The organism is Butyrivibrio sp. NC2007 (assembly GCF_000421405.1).
In the GTDB taxonomy this organism is placed as follows: Bacteria; Bacillota; Clostridia; order Lachnospirales; family Lachnospiraceae; genus Butyrivibrio.
Map to the genome: position 1 here is coordinate 1 of NZ_ATWY01000020.1, position 16,798 is coordinate 16,798.

Here is a 16,798-nt window from a genome sequence, read left to right on the forward strand (position 1 = left end):
AAGACTACGATTGTTGCGATTCTTCACGACATAAATCTCTCGATCAGGTACGCCGACCACATCTTTGCCATGAAGAGAGGCAGACTTATTGCCGAGGGCGAGCCCAGGGAGATCATCACACCTGAGCTTATGATGGAGGTCTACGGCATGGAGAGCGACATCATCACAGATCCTGTCACAGGAGACCCCTACGTTATCCCAAGAAGTAAGGCCTGCTAAAAATGAGCCCTGGGGACGGAGGTAGCGGACCAAAGGTGAGCCCTGGGGACGGAGTCAGTGGCTCATTATCTGATAATTAACCGCTAGAAAAATAACTTTCAGATAATGAGCCACTGACTCCGTCCCCAGGGCTCACCTTTGGTCCACTGACTCCGTCCCCAGGGCTCATTTGGCGTATTGGAAATTTGACTGTTGTTAGGCGGCTGTCTTGGTGTAGAATAGGGGTTGAATTGGAGGCTGACATGGAAGAGATTTTTGATATAACCGATGATAACGGAGTTCCTACAGGAGAGACGGTGACCAGGTCAAAGGCTCACGAAGAGGGAATTCCTCATAGAACTGCACATATTTGGATTGTGAGAAAAGAAGGAGAGTCTTATCAGGTCTTGCTTCAGAAGAGAAGCGCTGAGAAAGAGTCTTTTCCTAGTATGTACGACACTTCGTCCGCAGGCCATATTCAGGCAGGAGATGAGCCCTTAGAGTCTGCAAGGCGTGAGCTTTTTGAGGAGCTTGGCATAAAGGCGGAGGATGGTGATCTGACATTTGCGGGAAGATTTCATATAAAGTACGCTATGCCATTTCACGGGAAGATTTTTAATGACAATGAAGTGGCATTTGTTTATGTCTACGAAAAGCCCGTAGATGCAGGAAACCTCGTGCTTCAGGAAGAAGAGGTGGAAGAAGTAAAGTGGTTTGACATAGACGAAGTGATAAAGGGCTGTGAGCACCGCGACGGTACTTTCTGTGTGCCGACGGAAGGGCTTGATATCGTGCTGGAATACCTGGGACTTAAGAGCGGGTTTAAGGTTGACAGGCAGAAGGTCAAGGAGCAGTTTGCTTCTTACACAAGAAACTACGATCCGACTGATCCCAAGATCGCGCTGAAGATTGCGCATACTTACAGAGTTGCGGATAACTGCGAGCAGATCGCAAGGTCCATTGGCCTTTCTGATGAGGATGTGGAGTTTGCCTGGCTTTCGGGGATGCTTCACGATATCGGAAGATTCGAGCAGGTGAAGAGGTACAACACCTTCATTGATTCTCAGTCCGTTGATCACGCTGAGTTTGGTGCGGACCTTCTTTTTGGAGACGATAAGCTGATTCTGGATTACGTTGATGACAGGTCAAGGGATGGTGAACTCGAGACCGTAATAAGACAGCACAATAAGTACAGGATTGATGAGAAAGTTTCGGGAAAGACCCTTGTCTTTTGCAATATACTCCGTGACGCGGATAAGGTCGATATCCTTCGGGTAAACGTAGAGACCCCGATGGAGGAAATCTACAACGTCACTGAGGACGAGCTTCTGACCTCCGGGGCCTCTGATATTGTCATGGAACATGTGAGAGAGCATCACGCAATTCCAAGAGATATTATGGTTTCTCCTGCGGAGCACCTTATCGGGCACATCGCCCTTACCTTTGAACTGGTCTACCCAAAGAGCAGGGCGCTTGCCAAAGAGCAGGGCTACCTTAACAAAATGTTCGACTTCCCCACCAGGAACTCTAGCACCAAAGCCGCCCTCATCGAAACCCGCCACGAACTCGAAAGCCTAAACATATGAGTCACCGGGGACGTTTCACTTTGACTCATTTTGAGTCACCGGGGACGTTTCACATTGTCTCATTTTGAGTCAATGGGGACGGTTCTCTTTGACTCCATAGATGGCGTTAGTACTTGAAGGAGAATTCATAGGTTTCATTTGTGTTAACTACTGCGCCGTCAGATACTGATGCGTAGAAGGATGCGCCAAGTGCGAAGCAGTCGATTCTTCCTTCTACAGATCCATCATCGCTTACAAAAGAGATGTACTCTGACTCGGGAGCGTCTTCTGTCGATCCATATCCGATAAGCTCTTTTGAATTATCAAAGTGGATCTTGATAGCGTAGGAGTCACCTTCCATGCCTTCTGTGATGAGAAGATAGCTATCGCCTGCGTAGTCGCCGTAGTATCCACAAGGTGAGTTGTCAGGGAATGAGAAAGCCACATCGCCGGTTACATCCGCAAGAGTGCTGGCAAGGACGTAGGCTTCTCTCTTAAAGCGCATGGCCTCGTTGTAGGAATACATAGTAGGATAGATGCTTCCGCCTTCGTATACATAGGTCATCTTCTCTGCCATGGAAGGCACATATTTGAGCCAACTCTCATATTCTGAATAGATGTTGTTATAGTTCTCGCTGTCTTTTTCTTTGAGTCTGTCGAGAAGACTTGTAACTTCATCTTCCCATACCAGTGTTTCCCACTGGCAAAGGCAGTTCATCTCTGCCTGATCTGATGCGTTCGCAGTCATATCCGCATATTTGTCATATAGTTTGTTTACAGCTACGAGTTCATCTGTAAGTGAATCTGACGCAAGAGCTGCGATCTCGGATTTGATCTGCTCGGTGTAGTCGTCGGTCTCTGCTGTGGTCTGGTTTGCGCTATCTGCGCCATCGGCGTTTGCGTCTGCGTTGCCTGCTGCGTTTGCGTCTGCGCTTCCGACTGCGTCTGCATTGGAGTTCTGGCCTGCTTCCTGATTTGATCCTTCGCTCTGATCAATCTTTTCAAAAACACTACTGCTTTCATCCGGAGCAGAAGCATCTTTTCCGCATCCGCTCATAACAAGAGTCATGGCGATAAGTACCAGTATCAGTTTCCTTTTCATAATATTTCCCTCCTCGCATAAAGCTCTTTTACAAAAAATATACAAAAAAGGGTAGCACGTATAACAATTTAGTGCAAATTTGGGGAGTCAATGGGGACGGTTCTCTTTGACTCATTTTTGATCCCTGGGGACGGAGTCAAGGGCTCATTTTTTGGGCCCCGGGGACGGGGGTTAGGGACCATTTTCGGAAAAGTGGGCCGATTTTGCATCACAAGGCCCCGATCTTTTGGGCGTTGGTTGGAAACGTAATTTCGACCGCCCCACAACTTCCTCCTATACATAAAATAGTTGGAATTTGCAAAAAAGATTTTTGAACTTCCATAAACAATTACATCACATGGCATCCGTAGGCCAAGTGTTGTGATGTAGGATGAGCGTTAGGAATCAAATTATTTAGATCCATGGCTTGGAAAAGAGCTTGTAATTTCCAACTATTTTTTCATATATCAATTTTTGTGATGCATTTCAAAAATCGATTCAAACCATGAAACCAATATTTCCTTTTTGTGATGTAGTTTGGCCGGCATTTACTATAAAGGGACCACTGGATTAGTCCCTAAGGACCGAAAGCAAGTCAAAAGAACCGTCCCCCTGACTCAAAATGAGACAAAGTGAAACGTCCCCATTGACTCAAAATGAGTCAAACTGAAACGTCCCCGGTGACTCAAAATGAGTCAAAGTGAAACGTCCCCGGTGACTCATTTGCTTAAATGGGGGAAATGAGATTAAATGGAAGTAACTGAGATAACTTGAGCTTTGTAAACAAAGAGGAATTGTTATGAAACTTAGAAAGTTGAAATATATCATAAGCACACTATTACTCACGACCATAATAGGTTGTGGAAGCAATGCGCCTGCTACTGAAGAGGCACCCGACAAGAATACAGCCGCGGAAACAGAAGCAGAATCAGAGCCTGGGCAGGCAGAAACCAATGCCAATACTACAGCAGAGGCTGAATCCGATTCCGGCCCGGATTCCGCCGCAGCCACCACCCTCCCCATCTCCGGCGAAGACTTTTACGCAGAGATCCTGGACCAGAACTACTTTGTTCTACTGAACCAGAAGATGTACGACAACTTTTACCTGCCGTATTCCATGCTGACCTACGCCTATTCCGTGGACGGATACGACAAAGAAAAAGCCCTTGATTACTCAGGTTATGGCTTTGAAGACCTGGATGGCGACGGTATGAACGAGCTGATCATTGGCAACATATCCGATGACCCCAAGCTCGATAAGATGATCTACACAATATGCACCAGGCATAACAATGTGCCCTATGGCGTGGTTGCCAGCACTGATTACACCAATTACTACCTGTGCTCAGGCAAGTTCATCGGCTATGAGCAGCACGGCTCCAAGTGGTACAACGAGGCAGGGCTCTATGAGTTCACATCAGATGATCTCGGAACGACGCTGATTACCGGCGTTAAATCTGGCAGGGCTGACGATGACAGCATAACCTGGACGAAAACGGATGTCTCCGGAAATGAGTTCAAGATCACAGAGGACGAGGCACAAAAGGCCATGGAAGAGTACAGAGGCAGGAGAATTGCTCCGACGCTGACTGCTTTTTCGAATTACAAGCCACAAAACCCTGAAGATTACTATGACGGCGCAGCACATTCCACCTTCGGAAAAGGCTACGATTCCTGGAACGAGGGCTACCTGGCTTACCTTGAGGAGCGCATACCTGAGGACCTCATGGATATGTCTTTTGCCCTTATATATGTCGATGATGACGATGTGCCCGAACTTGTGATTGATTCAGGGTTTGAGGCCGGTGGCTGCCAGATCCTGTCTTTCTATGACGGAACCGTAAGAGAACTGCAGACCGCAAGGCTCTACTTTACCTATATTGAAAAGAGTGGGCTCCTCAATAACTCTGAAGGCCACATGGGCTACTACTACGACTATGTCTACAAGCTTGATAAGGGGCTTTGGAAGCTGGTGCTAAGCGGCGATTACTATGAGCTTGACGAGAACGCCATTGAAGAGGATCAGATGTACAACGAAGAAACAGGCAGATTCAGGACGCTCCACTATTCCATCGATGGCGAGGAGACTGACGAGGAGACCTACATGTCACGGCTCAGGGAAGTCTATGATCTTGATAAGGCAAAAGACCCTTCGAGCTACCTCCGCATTGATGATCTGAAATCATATCTTTCCACCGGCAAGTACGTCTCCGATGGCCACAGATACGAGCTTGTGATCGAGGACTGCACTTGGGAAGAGGCAGCCAAAAAGTGCGAGGAAAAAGGCGGCTATCTCGCCTGCCTTACTACCGATGAGGAATTTGAGATAATTGACGATCTTATCAGATCAGAAGATAAGCTGAACAATGTCTTTTACATAGGTGCAAACCGTATAGACAGCTTCTCGTGGCATTGGACGGATCCAAGTCTTACCCAAAACGAGTGCGTTGGCAATTGCTATTGGAAGCACTGGCTTGACGGAATGCCGAGCTATTCGGATAAGCTCCCGGACAGCACTGAGATTGACGAAGAATATGTGGAATATTTCTACAGGAAGTCCGAGGACAAGTTTTACATGAACGACATTCCAAACGACGTTATCGGAAACTACCCCAGCTACAAAGGCCGCATGGGCTACATCTGCGAGTACAACTAAACTCAAGTCAGACTTGAATTAATTATTGAAACTTAAACCCCTGCTCTATAGAATATAAGTGGAATCTGAAATACCATAAAGGCATCAAAGAAAACGGAGGATGCAGATGAGTATCGGTTCAAATATCAAGGCGTTTAGAGAGGAAAGAAAGCTTACGCAGGAACAGGTTGCGGAGGCTTTGGGAATTTCGTTTCAGGCAGTTTCTTCCTGGGAAAGAGATGAGTACAATCCGGACACGGACAAGCTGATAAGGCTCGCAGAGGTGCTTGGCGTGTCGGTTTCGGCCCTGGTGGAGGAGAAGCAGAAATTCTTCAAGACCAAGGAAACCATCTATGACTGGGAGCATATGAAGACCTACGTCAAGACCACCGCCAGAAATCTTAAGCTCCCCAATACGCTAAAGGCTGTCGACTTCGCAGTCAAGGCCCATGAGGGGCAGAACAGAAAGCGCTCAACGACGCCTTACATCTATCATCCGCTGAACCTGGCCTGCCACGCGCTGTCCATGGATATTAATGAAGATGAGATTATTGCTGCATGTCTTTTGCACGATGTTGTTGAAGACTGCAAGATCGGCGTGAATGACCTCCCGGTGAACGAGGAGACAAAAGAGCTTGTAAGGCTCCTTACCTGTGAAAAGACAAATGACGAGAACCGCCACGAGATCATCAGCAGGTACTATAAAGAGATCATGACAAACCCCAAGGCGGCTCTCATAAAGTGCATGGACAGGTGCAACAACCTGACCACCATGTCCTGGGGACTTTCCCGCGAGAGGATCTACAGGATGATAAAAGAGACTGATGAGTTTTACCCGGGGCTTCTGCAGGTAATAAAGGAAACCACCGAGTACAACAACGCAGCATGGCTCCTCAAGTACCAGATTGAGAGCATGCTGGATATATATAAGAGACTTTTGTGAAAAATCACTCATGTTTCAATCTTAAGAAAATCTTAAAGATTTCCTTTTGCTTTTGTGCTATCATCTTCTTGGAATTTGGGATATCAGGCATTGATCATCAATGCCAATCCCACACCAATTCTGAATTCTTAGGCATTTCGCCAGAAATTCATGTTGCAGGGCACAGACCCTAATTTTATAATAAAGGAGATGAAATATTGCTAGAAACAGAAAAAAGTAAAGGTCAGAATGCTCAATATCAACTATGGACGTAATGCAGACCTGCTTAGAGTATGTAAGCCATTGGAAGAATATTCATGGTTTATAAACAGGATTAATGAGATTCTGTTTGATCAGGATCCAAAGGATATTGTTATTGCAACTAAAACAGCAATTGATGAGATACCAATGGACTTTGAAATCAGATCGTTCCTGATTTCACATAAAGCGGAGGTAACAGGCATGCTGGATACTGAATATAATGAGGCGGAGATAAAAGAATTATTCGTTGAGGAAGGACTCCAGAAAGGCATTATTGGATGCATAGAACTGCTTCGCTCGTTAGGACTGGATGATGTAGTTATAGCTGAAAAAATTATGCAACAATACTCTCTTACTAAAGAAGAAGCTGCAAAATATCTGAATTAGTTAATCTCAAAGGGGAGATAGCAATAGGCTATTTCCCTATTGTTAAATATGGAGTCAAAGAAGGAACATTGATTATGAATTCAATTTTGATAAAAGATACAACCAGAGAAGAAAGAGAGCGCATCGTTGCTGAGTCAATCGGCAACATCAGCGGATCCTGTGACGGATGCATGTCCGGACTTGCGGATATGTACCAGGACTACATTGACGGCAAGAAAGAGATACGTGAGATCAACATGGAGTTCAGGGCACACTACGAATCCGGCGTTGACGGCCCGGAGAAGGCCGATTGCGGATACAAGATGTAAGTGCAGGGAAGAGCTAAAGGGGCAGGAGAACAGCGCTATGAGGGGACGTAAGAGGCAGAAATCCGATACGAAGAGACTGATCCTGGAAAAGACAGGTGGAGTCTGCGCACGCTGTGGAAAGCCGGTGCCTCAGGAGAAAGTGACCATCGATCACTTCGTTCCGAAATACCGTGGCGGCGATGATGATGACAGAAATCTTCTTCCCCTATGCAAGAACTGCAACAAGCAAAAGGGCTCCAGAGTGGTGACTACAGAGGAGTACTACCCATACTTAAAAGACACTTACCGCCTTATGGCCGATGAATACAAGGCGGAATGGGAACGGGGGATTTAAGGGGCATGAGCATATTTGATCTGTTTAAGAAAAAGAAAATTGCCGTATCCGAAGAAAATGCGCAGGAAGAATTGTCAAAACCGGCAGCCGTGAAGTCTGGCAAGTCGAAGCGCAAGACCCTGCCCAAAGACCTTGAGGAGTACATTACGGATGACGAAGCGGTAAAAGCGGTTTTTGAAAAGTGCGACATCAATGCCTACGGTACTTATAACAAGGGAAATATTTTCTCGTATCTGATCTCTGAAGATATGATCAAATGGTGCATAGAGCAGGGGGCTGATATCAACTACATCGACCGGTTTGGGAGTACACCCTTGATGCACCATCTGAGTTACGGCAACAAAGAACATGAAAAAGAGGCGCTCCTTCTTATTGCGAATGGTGCAGACATACACTACACGGCTAAGATGCATAAGGAGAGTGCGATTTTCAAGGCGGTACAATCCAAAAGAATTGAAGCTGTTGAAACGCTGATCGCAGCAGGTGCAGATCTTTATCAGAAGAACTTGTATGATCATACTCCTCTTGAAAATGCATTTTGTAATGCAAGGCCAATAGATATACCGGAGCTGGTGCCGGTAACTGAGCTTCTGCTCGGGAAAGGTGTGCCGGTCACTGAAACTCTTAAAGCCGAATATATAAAAGCAGCCAAGGATGTAGAGTTCAGAAGGAGTAGTATAAACCCGGATTTTGTGCCGAGGCTTGATGCTGCATTGGACAGACTGTATGAACTTCTGGATGTGGAGCGTGTCCCAAGAAGGCAGCAGTACGACGGCAAGAGTGAGATAAGTCCCAAATCCGATACCTGGCAGAAGCAGCACGCCGAGCTTTGGGAACTGCTTGTTCCGGGAAGCGGCCATGCATCAACTGTCCAGGGCGAAGTCATTAGGATATCGGGGAAGGTGTGCTACGAGATTCTTGATAATGGCTGCATGAACTGGGACTCAGACTATCAGAAGCTTGTAAAAGCTTTCGTCAAATATCTCGATATGGGGCAGAAGCTTTCGGACGAAGAGCGTGCAGAGATAGCCGAGATCACAAAGGGCATTAAGTACAGAGATGAAAAAGACCTGAACAGACTTACGGAGCTTGGCGTAAAATGGGTGACTTTAAACCCTATGCCGATAGCGCTTGAAAGTGTAGAATACAAGAGATAAGCAAACATGAACAGGAAGATAGTAAACGTCGTCGCAGCTGTGATCTGCGACGATTACCATAAAAAGACCAGAGTATTCGCAACGCAGCGCGGATACGGAGAATACAAGGACGGCTGGGAATTTCCCGGAGGCAAGATCGAGGCGGGAGAGACCCCGGAGGCTGCCCTGAAAAGGGAGATAAGAGAGGAGCTCGAGGCTGAGATAGAAGTCCACGATCTCATCGATGTCATAGATTATGACTACGATACCTTTCACCTTCACATGAACTGCTACTGGGCAACGCTATCAGGAGGCGAGCTTAAGCTCCTTGAGCACGAGGCGGCCAAATGGCTTGGCAGTGCAGATCTTGAGAGCGTAGACTGGCTCCCGGCAGACCTTTCGCTCCTGCCCAAACTCTCCGCCGCCATGCAGATGAGCTGACATGTAGACGAGCTGACGCGACTTGGCAAAAGAGCTGACACAACAATCTAAACAGGAGAAGAATCATGGAATTAGTAGTTGGGAGACCAGAGAGCCCCGAGGGAAGGCTAGGCAGAGAGATCAGGGTTTACGACATGCTCGACAATCTGGGGATCGAGTACGAGAGAGTCGATCACGAAGCAGCAATGACAATGGAAGCCTGCGAGGCCATAGATGTGGCCCTTGGAACACTCATGTGCAAGAACCTCTTTTTGTGCAACAGGCAGAAGACCGCATTTTACCTGCTTCTGATGCCCGGGGACAAGAAGTTCAAGACAAAAGAGCTGTCGAATCAGATAAACTCAGCCAGACTCTCTTTTGCGGAAGCAGAAGATATGCTGAAATATCTGGACATAGAGCCCGGAGCGGTGAGCGTCATGGGGCTTATGAATGACAAGGACCATGCAGTAAGGCTCCTTGTGGATGAGGACGTCAAGGCCGGCGCATTCATAGGGTGCCACCCTTGCGTAAACACTTCGAGCCTCAAGATAAAGACCTCTGATATTTTTGATAAGTTTTTGCCTGCAACAGGGCATGTAGCTGAGATTGTTCACCTGGTTGGAGAGGACTAAAACATGAGCATCGCTGATAAATTGGAGATCCTTTTAAGCAAAGCTAACGAAAACCCGGAGCTGAAGCAAAAGCTCCTTGACACCAGAAACGCCAAGGACCAGCTCTCTGAGTTCTGCAAGATCGCGCAGGAGAGCGGCGTTGACATCACGGTCATGGACATCGTCAATCAGGGCGAGGAGTTCTATGCCGAGATTAAGCGCAGCACCAACGGAGGCGGCGAGAACTCACCGGACCTTGAATTCCAGAACGACGAATACTCGATCTTCATGATGAGACTTGGTGGCTGACCATGTGCGGACGGTATTTTTTTGGCGACAGAACTGCAGATGAAGTGGAAAAAGAGCTCGGACTTCGGCCCGGGTCTATCAGTCCGCGCCCGGGTGATGCGACTCCCGGGATGATTCTGCCCGGAATCGTAAGACGCCGAAATGGCGAACAAAACCATGACAACGAGCCTCAGGCAACAGACGTCCGAGACCTCTTCTGGGGCCTTACTTCCCGTGACAACAAGCTCATCATCAACGCCAGAGCCGAGTCCGTCTTAGACAAGCCCATGTTCTCGGATAGTTTCTCAAACAGAAGATGCCTTCTCCCGGCAGCAGGTTTCTACGAATGGGACAAGGCCAAGACTAAATTCATCTTCAAAAGACCTGACGGAAAGCCCATGTATCTGGCAGGTTTCTATGATCTTAATGAAGGCAAAGACTCTTTTGTCATATTAACGACATCCCCCAACAGCTCCATGGAACCTGTCCACGACAGAATGCCCGTTATGATCGAAGCCGCAAACGCACAGGACTACCTGCAGGATGCGTCAGCAGCCATGGACATGTTAAAAGAGCCCATGCCTGAGCTTGAGCGCAGCACAGACTACGAGCAGCTAAGTCTTTTCTGATCTCTTATTCACCAACCCATTGCTAAAAGGGCTAAATGACTGCTATAATCGTTAGTGACTGCTAACAAAATGTCACAAGATAAGTGCGGACAAAAATCCGCCGGAGGAATATACATGTTATCAAATGTACTGGTTATAGCAATCTTAGCTGTGGTACTCTTTATAGCTTTGAGAGGCAGTATCAAGCATTTCAAAGGAGAGGGCGGATGCTGCGGAGGCGGCGATTCTGTCAAAAAAGAGCCTGACAAAAAGCTTACAGGACCCATAATAAAAACGACGATATTCAAGATAGACGGAATGCATTGCGAGAACTGTTCAAACAGAGTAAAGCGTGCCATCAACAGATTGGACGGCGCTTCAGCCAAGGTGAATCTCAGGAAGAAAGAGGCAGTTGTCCGCTATGAGAAAGACATCGCCGATGACGTTATCACAAAAGAGATCGAGGACCTTGGTTATAAGGTGACTGAGTGTTATGGTAAAGTGTAAGAGCGTGGAGTTTACCATTCCTTCCGTAGAAGGCGATGATATAGCCAAGAATTTTGGACCCTGGGGACGGAGTCAGTGGCTCATTATCAGATAATTAACAGCTAGAAAGATAGTTTTCAGATACTGAACCACTGACTCCGTCCCCAGGGTCCAAAATTCTTTGGTATAATCAGTGTATGGTTTGTGATAATAGATGAGTAAGGCGGGGAAAACATGAAGACAAAACTTACGGTTGTAGTAGATAATATATCAAGCGAAGGCGTCACCGGTGAGTGGGGCCTTTGTTTGCTTGTGGAATTTAATGGAAAAAAGATCCTGGTGGATGCCGGGGCGTCAAAGCTCTTTCTGACAAACATGGAGAAGCTTGGGCTTGATGTTGCGGATGTCGACTACGGCGTGCTGAGCCATGCTCACTACGACCACGCAAATGGAATCCCGGCGTTTTTTGAACACAACAGCAAGGCGAAGTTCTATTTAAGGGATGGCACGGCAACGAACTGTTACCACAAGATGAAGATTTTCAAGAAATATATTGGAATTCCAAGGAGTATGCTAAGAAAGTATCCTGACAGAATAGAGATGGTTTCAGGCGACTATAAGCTCATTGAAGGGGCATATCTTATCCCCCACAAGACCGCCGGCCTTTCCGAGATCGGAAAGCGCGAGCGCATGTACAGGAAGGAAAATCACCGCTGGATCCCTGATGATTTTTCGCACGAGCAGAGCCTTGTGCTTGATACCGACAAGGGCCTTGTTATCATCAACTCCTGTTCACACGGAGGAGCAGCCAATATTATAAATGAGGTAAAAGAGTCTTTTCCTGACAAGCACGTATATGGGCTTATCGGAGGATTCCACCTGTTCAACAAATCAGGCGAAGAGATAAAAGATGTGGCCGGAAAGATAAAGGACACAGGGATAGATTATGTGTGCACCGGACACTGCACTAAAGGCCGCGCCTATGGCATCTTAAAGGAAGAGCTTGGCGATAAGATAGAGCAGATGAAGGTTGGATATCAGATGGAGTTCTAGTATTTGCCGGTCAGGGTGATCATGTCGACGTGCTTTAATATGCCGACATCCTCGAGAAGCCTGATCATTCGATAAACAGTGGCGGTACCGACGGTATTGTCTTTTGCAATCACCTTGTGGTAGATCTCTTTGCAGGATGCACCGTCGCTCCCGAGAATGATATCTATTATAAGTTTTCTTTGTTTTGTGATCCTAAAGCCCTTTTCTTTCAAAAGGGATATGACGTATTCGTTACTCATGTCAGCCTTTCCTTAAGATGCGACGCATCTGTTTCTGGTAGTATTAACGATCATCTGTGATAAGTGTCTGCCTCCGGACAGGCACTTTTTATATACTTCAGTACACTTCTTATAACTGGAAAAGGTCTTTTCCGCCTTCTCCTTATCCCCGTAAACCTTCCAGTAGCCGACGCATTTGACGCCCTTCTTGGTATCCTCCATGAAGCCTCTTACATCAACAGGGGGATAGCCCAGGAAAAGACCTATTTCGTGAGGGAAAGAGTTTTGGCTGCTTATCTGGTTGATGAGATGAACAATGTCGTTCTCCACAGATTCACAACTGTATCCCTTTGCCAGGAGAATCTCACGGGCTTCTTTGCAGGAAAGATCGGCCTTAAGCTTATCCGGTCTGTAAAGATAAAGAAGGACATTTTTATCGGATATTTTAAGAGGAATTGCCCGAAGCCCCTTTCCTGCAAAGCACTGATTAAGCTGCCTTAGTTCTTCATTTATATCGGTGATAAGAGACCTGTCCACTGTGAATATGTTCCCCGTTTTGATCCCCGCCAGTGTTGGTGAACAGTTCTCGACAATGATATTGTCAGGCATTTACATGACTCCCCGAAAAAGATATTTTTGCAACGTTAGCTATTGCTAACGAAATTATAGCGTATTATAATTCTGTTAGCAATAGGTAACTTTGTGCTATGAGGAGGAAAAATGAAAGAACAGTTTCTTGAGATCAAAGATTTAAAGAAGAGTTTCGGAACAGGAGAGGCCAGACAGGATGTCCTTCGGGGCATGAATTTCACTGTTAAAAAAGGTGAATTCTGCGTGCTTCTTGGGCCATCCGGATCCGGGAAATCAACACTTTTAAACATCATCGGCGGAATCGATACGCCGGATGAAGGGTTTGTCAGCATAGGCGGTGACAAGCTGGAAGAGATGACAGAGAAGGAGCTTACGCTGTACAGAAGAAAGCACCTGGGATATGTTTTCCAGATGTACAACCTGATCCCGAACCTGAACGTCAAGGAGAACATCGAGGTGGGAGCATATCTCTCCGACAATCCTCTTGATGTGGAGGAGGTACTGACCACACTTGGACTTCAGAAGCACAAGTACAAGTATCCCAACCAGTTATCCGGCGGACAGCAGCAGAGAGTATCAATTGGCAGAGCTGTCGTTAAGAATCCCGACATTTTAATGTGCGATGAACCAACAGGCGCACTGGATTACAAGACATCAAAAGAAATACTGGCTCTCATTGAAGAATGCAACAATAAGTTTGGCAGCACCGTGATCATGGTGACTCACAATGAGGCGATCAAAAATATGGCGGATCATGTCATCAAGTTAAGGGATGGTGTGGTGCGCCATAATGATATCAACGAAAATAAGATCTCTGCGATGGATCTGGAGTGGTAGGAGGTAGGCGCTATGAAAAATCCTCTTATCAGGAGAATCCCGAGAGAACTTAAAGGTGACTGGCACAAGTATTTGGTTATTATCGTTTTCATGGTGATCATGATCGGAGTTATATCCGGAATGTATGTCGGTCACGATTCTATGCTGGCGGCTGTGTATGCGGGAAGAGATGAGCTTAACCTCGAGGACGGAAGTTTTGAACTGTCCAAGAAGGCGTCGCAGAACCTGCTTGATGATATAAGCTCAGGTAAAAAAGCTGACGTAAGAAGCTACTATATCGACAAGGGCAACAAGGAAGCCGATAAGAAGGTGGCGGAGGCTGTAGAAGATGAACTCAGTGAGCAGGTGACTGCAAAGATTGAGGAAGCTGTCAGGGCCCAGTGTGCTGCATATGGTATTACAGATGAAGAGATGATCAAGGGTCAGATCGATGCGGCCATGGAAAGCTCTTTTGACAAAGCACTTGAAGAAGCAAGGGAGTCGGATGAGTTTAAGAAAGTCGTGGATGAAGCCTATGATGAAGCCCACGAAGAAGTGGTTAAAAAAGTCGATGAGGAGTGGGACGAAGTCGCAGACAGGTACAACCTTAATGATGAAATCAATCCGGTCACGGTTAAGATATATGAACACTTTTACAGAAATGAGTCCGAGGATAACAACGGCGATGGCGTAGAGGACGCCACTGTCAGGGTTTACAAGAGTGACTCGGAGATAGACAAAGCGTCTTTTAACGAAGGACGGGCACCTGAGGCGGATAACGAGATTGCCATCGACAGGATGCATGCTGACAACGTGGGCGTTGCACTGGGCGACACGATCAAAGTCGGCGGAAAAGAGTTCGAGGTGGTTGGACTTCTTTCGTATGTAAATTATCTGACGCTCCATGAGTCCAACACGGACCTGATGTTTGATGCCTTCGGGTTTGACGTTGCAATGGTGACACCTGAGGCGTTCAGCGGATTGCGGTCCAGAGTGCATTATAGCTATGCGTATAAGTATGATAAGGCGCCTGAGTCGAAGGTGGAGCAGCAGGACTATTCAGAGAATTTCATGAAGGCTTTGATCACGCAGACTCTTGTTTACGACAACGAGATTGACGATTATCTTCCTGAGTATCTGCGCCAGGCCAGCAACTTTGCCATCTCTGACATCGAAGGAGATTCAGTCGGTGCAAGCATTCTCTGCTACATACTTATCGGTGTTATCGCTTTTATATTTGCAATCATCATCAGTAACACCATTGAAAAAGAGGCTTCGGTCATCGGGACTCTCAGGGCTTCGGGCTATAGCAGGTCAGAGCTTGTGGTGCACTACATGTCAATGCCGGTTATCGTTACACTGATCGGGGCTGTGATTGGAAATGTCCTGGGATATACGGCGTTTAAGAACCTGGCGGTTTACCTGTATTTTAACAGCTACAGCCTTCCCAAGTGCCACGCGGTCTGGAGCAACACGGCGCTTATTAAGACCACGATAATTCCGCTGCTATTGATGTTCTTCATAAATCTTTTTGTTATCGTGAAGAAGCTGCAGCTAAGCCCGCTTAAGTTCCTGCGTCACGACCTGGTAAAGACAAGAAGGACCAAGGCTATGCGCCTTCCAAGATGGTCGTTCCTAAAAAGGTTCAGGTTAAGGATCCTTTTCCAGAATATTCCAAACTATCTGGTGCTGATATTCGGAGTAATCTTTATTGAGCTCATGATGTGCTTTGCCTTCGGACTTCCGGATTCTCTGAATCATTATGCGAAAGCTGCGCCGGACATGATGTTTGCTGAGTATCAGTACATGCTGATGGATAGCAAGAATTCTGATGGAGATGTGATCGAGACATCCGAGGAAAGTGCGGAGCGCTTTAGCATGACAAATCTTTTGTATCCCAAGAAGAGCAGTTCTTTCCGCGAAGGAATGGGAAGCGGCCAGGATGAGAGCGTGACGGTTTACGGAATCAGCGAGGATAGTGATTACATCACTTTGGGAAAAGACACTTCGAAGGATGCACTGTATATCTCCAGCGCCTTCTCCAAGAAATTCGGAGTTAAGGCAGGGGATAAGATAACGCTTCACGAGGAATATGAGAATAAGTCCTATGAATTCAGCGTTCAGGGAGTTGTGGATTACGACGGAGGAATTGCAGCGTTTCTTGATGCTAAGAGCTTTAATACCGTTTTTGAAAAAGACAGCGATGACTTCTCCGGGTATTTTTCACGAAATGAGATCACTGACATAGATGATCAGGACATTGCGACGGTCATCACTTCCGAAGATATCGTGAAGGTCACAAATCAGCTGATGCACTCCATGGGCGGCTTTATGGGAGTATTTAAATATGCTCTTATAGTACTGTCGGCGTCGCTGATATATCTTTTGGCCAAGATCATCATTGAGAGGAATGAGCACTCTATCTCCATGGCGAAGATCCTGGGATTTAAGAACGGAGAGATCGGATCACTCTATATTATTCCGACGGCCATCGTGGTGGTAGTGTTTGCGGTAGCTGCATTTGTGGTTGGATATTATTTGATGGTGTGGATATTCCACGCATTCATGCTTCAGCTTGACGGGTACTTTGCGTTCTATATGAACCGCTCGTCCATGGTGCTGACGGTGGTTTATCTGCTGATAGGATATGCGTTTGTGTCGCTGGTTGATTTTGCGAGAATTAAGAGAATTCCACTGGATGTGGCGCTTAAGAACATAGAATAAAACTTAAACCTCTGTAAAGAGGGGGCAGCCGGGCTCTCTAAAAAAGGAAACCCACTGAAGCTCCGCTGCTTACGGCGCCTGCCTTAACAGCTTCTGCCATTGACTGTGTGTTACCTGTACCGCTCCAATATACTATTGCTACTTTACTCATACTTT

The 16,798-nt window shown here is 46.6% G+C and carries 18 protein-coding genes and 2 pseudogenes; 16 read left to right on the forward strand and 4 right to left on the reverse strand.

What is annotated here, in order from left to right; translation table 11 throughout:
- Both G632_RS22180 and G632_RS22540 read left to right on the forward strand, forming a co-directional pair.
- Window positions 1-219: pseudogene (locus G632_RS22180) on the forward strand (ABC transporter ATP-binding protein); the annotation flags it as partial.
- A 242-nt stretch (window positions 220-461) separates the two neighbouring features.
- The gene (locus G632_RS22540; protein ID WP_330361287.1) at window positions 462-1,784 is read left to right on the forward strand and encodes an NUDIX domain-containing protein; all 1,323 of its coding nucleotides are present in this window, start codon (window positions 462-464) and stop codon (window positions 1,782-1,784) included.
- Between the two features lie 106 nt (window positions 1,785-1,890).
- On the opposite strand, the gene G632_RS0114820 is transcribed toward G632_RS22540, so the two are convergent.
- Window positions 1,891-2,865 (reverse strand): hypothetical protein, encoded by a 975-nt coding sequence (locus tag G632_RS0114820; RefSeq protein ID WP_022770186.1) that lies wholly within the window; start codon window positions 2,863-2,865, stop codon window positions 1,891-1,893.
- Window positions 2,866-3,643: 778 nt separating this feature from the next.
- Between G632_RS0114820 and G632_RS0114825 the strand changes: the two genes are divergently transcribed.
- From G632_RS0114825 to G632_RS0114890, 12 genes are all read left to right on the forward strand, one after another.
- Complete coding sequence (locus G632_RS0114825) at window positions 3,644-5,500, forward strand: C-type lectin domain-containing protein (protein ID WP_022770188.1); 1,857 nt, start codon at window positions 3,644-3,646, stop codon at window positions 5,498-5,500.
- 106 nt (window positions 5,501-5,606) lie between these two features.
- A complete protein-coding gene (locus G632_RS21415) occupies window positions 5,607-6,422 on the forward strand; it encodes a helix-turn-helix domain-containing protein (protein ID WP_051154957.1) in 816 nt (271 codons plus the stop codon).
- Between the two features lie 228 nt (window positions 6,423-6,650).
- Window positions 6,651-7,049, forward strand: coding sequence for a hypothetical protein (locus G632_RS0114840; RefSeq protein WP_022770189.1), 399 nt, complete (start codon window positions 6,651-6,653; stop codon window positions 7,047-7,049).
- A gap of 74 nt (window positions 7,050-7,123) precedes the next feature.
- Entirely contained in the window at window positions 7,124-7,357 is a 234-nt protein-coding gene (locus tag G632_RS0114845; protein ID WP_022770190.1) for a hypothetical protein, read from the forward strand.
- A gap of 37 nt (window positions 7,358-7,394) precedes the next feature.
- Window positions 7,395-7,691, forward strand: coding sequence for an HNH endonuclease (locus G632_RS20285; RefSeq protein WP_022770192.1), 297 nt, complete (start codon window positions 7,395-7,397; stop codon window positions 7,689-7,691).
- A gap of 5 nt (window positions 7,692-7,696) precedes the next feature.
- Window positions 7,697-8,848, forward strand: coding sequence for an ankyrin repeat domain-containing protein (locus G632_RS0114855; protein ID WP_022770193.1), 1,152 nt, complete (start codon window positions 7,697-7,699; stop codon window positions 8,846-8,848).
- 6 nt (window positions 8,849-8,854) lie between these two features.
- Window positions 8,855-9,268, forward strand: coding sequence for a (deoxy)nucleoside triphosphate pyrophosphohydrolase (locus G632_RS0114860; RefSeq protein ID WP_022770194.1), 414 nt, complete (start codon window positions 8,855-8,857; stop codon window positions 9,266-9,268).
- Window positions 9,269-9,333: 65 nt separating this feature from the next.
- Window positions 9,334-9,879 carry a prolyl-tRNA synthetase associated domain-containing protein gene (locus G632_RS0114865; RefSeq protein WP_022770196.1) on the forward strand — a complete coding sequence of 182 codons (546 nt, stop codon included), beginning with the start codon at window positions 9,334-9,336 and terminating at the stop codon, window positions 9,877-9,879.
- A gap of 3 nt (window positions 9,880-9,882) precedes the next feature.
- A complete protein-coding gene (locus G632_RS0114870) occupies window positions 9,883-10,167 on the forward strand; it encodes a Nif11-like leader peptide family natural product precursor (RefSeq protein WP_022770197.1) in 285 nt (94 codons plus the stop codon).
- A gap of 2 nt (window positions 10,168-10,169) precedes the next feature.
- Window positions 10,170-10,775: an SOS response-associated peptidase gene (locus tag G632_RS0114875; protein WP_022770198.1), complete on the forward strand. Its 606-nt coding sequence runs from the start codon at window positions 10,170-10,172 to the stop codon at window positions 10,773-10,775.
- 114 nt (window positions 10,776-10,889) lie between these two features.
- A complete protein-coding gene (locus G632_RS0114880; protein ID WP_022770200.1) occupies window positions 10,890-11,261 on the forward strand; it encodes a heavy-metal-associated domain-containing protein in 372 nt (123 codons plus the stop codon).
- 213 nt (window positions 11,262-11,474) lie between these two features.
- Window positions 11,475-12,293 carry an MBL fold metallo-hydrolase gene (locus tag G632_RS0114890; RefSeq protein ID WP_022770202.1) on the forward strand — a complete coding sequence of 273 codons (819 nt, stop codon included), beginning with the start codon at window positions 11,475-11,477 and terminating at the stop codon, window positions 12,291-12,293.
- Here G632_RS0114890 and G632_RS0114895 read toward each other — a convergent pair.
- Both G632_RS0114895 and G632_RS0114900 read right to left on the reverse strand, forming a co-directional pair.
- On the reverse strand, window positions 12,290-12,532 hold the full coding sequence (locus tag G632_RS0114895; protein WP_022770204.1) for a Fur family transcriptional regulator: 243 nt from the start codon (window positions 12,530-12,532) through the stop codon (window positions 12,290-12,292). The two genes, G632_RS0114890 and G632_RS0114895, sit on opposite strands and share 4 nt — an antisense overlap.
- 12 nt (window positions 12,533-12,544) lie before the next feature.
- Entirely contained in the window at window positions 12,545-13,120 is a 576-nt protein-coding gene (locus tag G632_RS0114900; RefSeq protein ID WP_022770205.1) for a DUF3793 family protein, read from the reverse strand.
- Between the two features lie 111 nt (window positions 13,121-13,231).
- Here G632_RS0114900 and G632_RS0114905 point away from each other — a divergent pair, with 111 nt between their 5' ends.
- Window positions 13,232-13,939 (forward strand): ABC transporter ATP-binding protein, encoded by a 708-nt coding sequence (locus tag G632_RS0114905; RefSeq protein WP_022770206.1) that lies wholly within the window; start codon window positions 13,232-13,234, stop codon window positions 13,937-13,939.
- Between the two features lie 12 nt (window positions 13,940-13,951).
- Window positions 13,952-16,642: an FtsX-like permease family protein gene (locus tag G632_RS0114910; RefSeq protein WP_022770208.1), complete on the forward strand. Its 2,691-nt coding sequence runs from the start codon at window positions 13,952-13,954 to the stop codon at window positions 16,640-16,642.
- Between the two features lie 52 nt (window positions 16,643-16,694).
- Here the strand turns inward: G632_RS0114910 and G632_RS22615 are convergent.
- Window positions 16,695-16,793, reverse strand: a pseudogene (locus tag G632_RS22615) (flavodoxin); the annotation flags it as partial.
- Window positions 16,794-16,798: the final 5 nt, after the last annotated feature.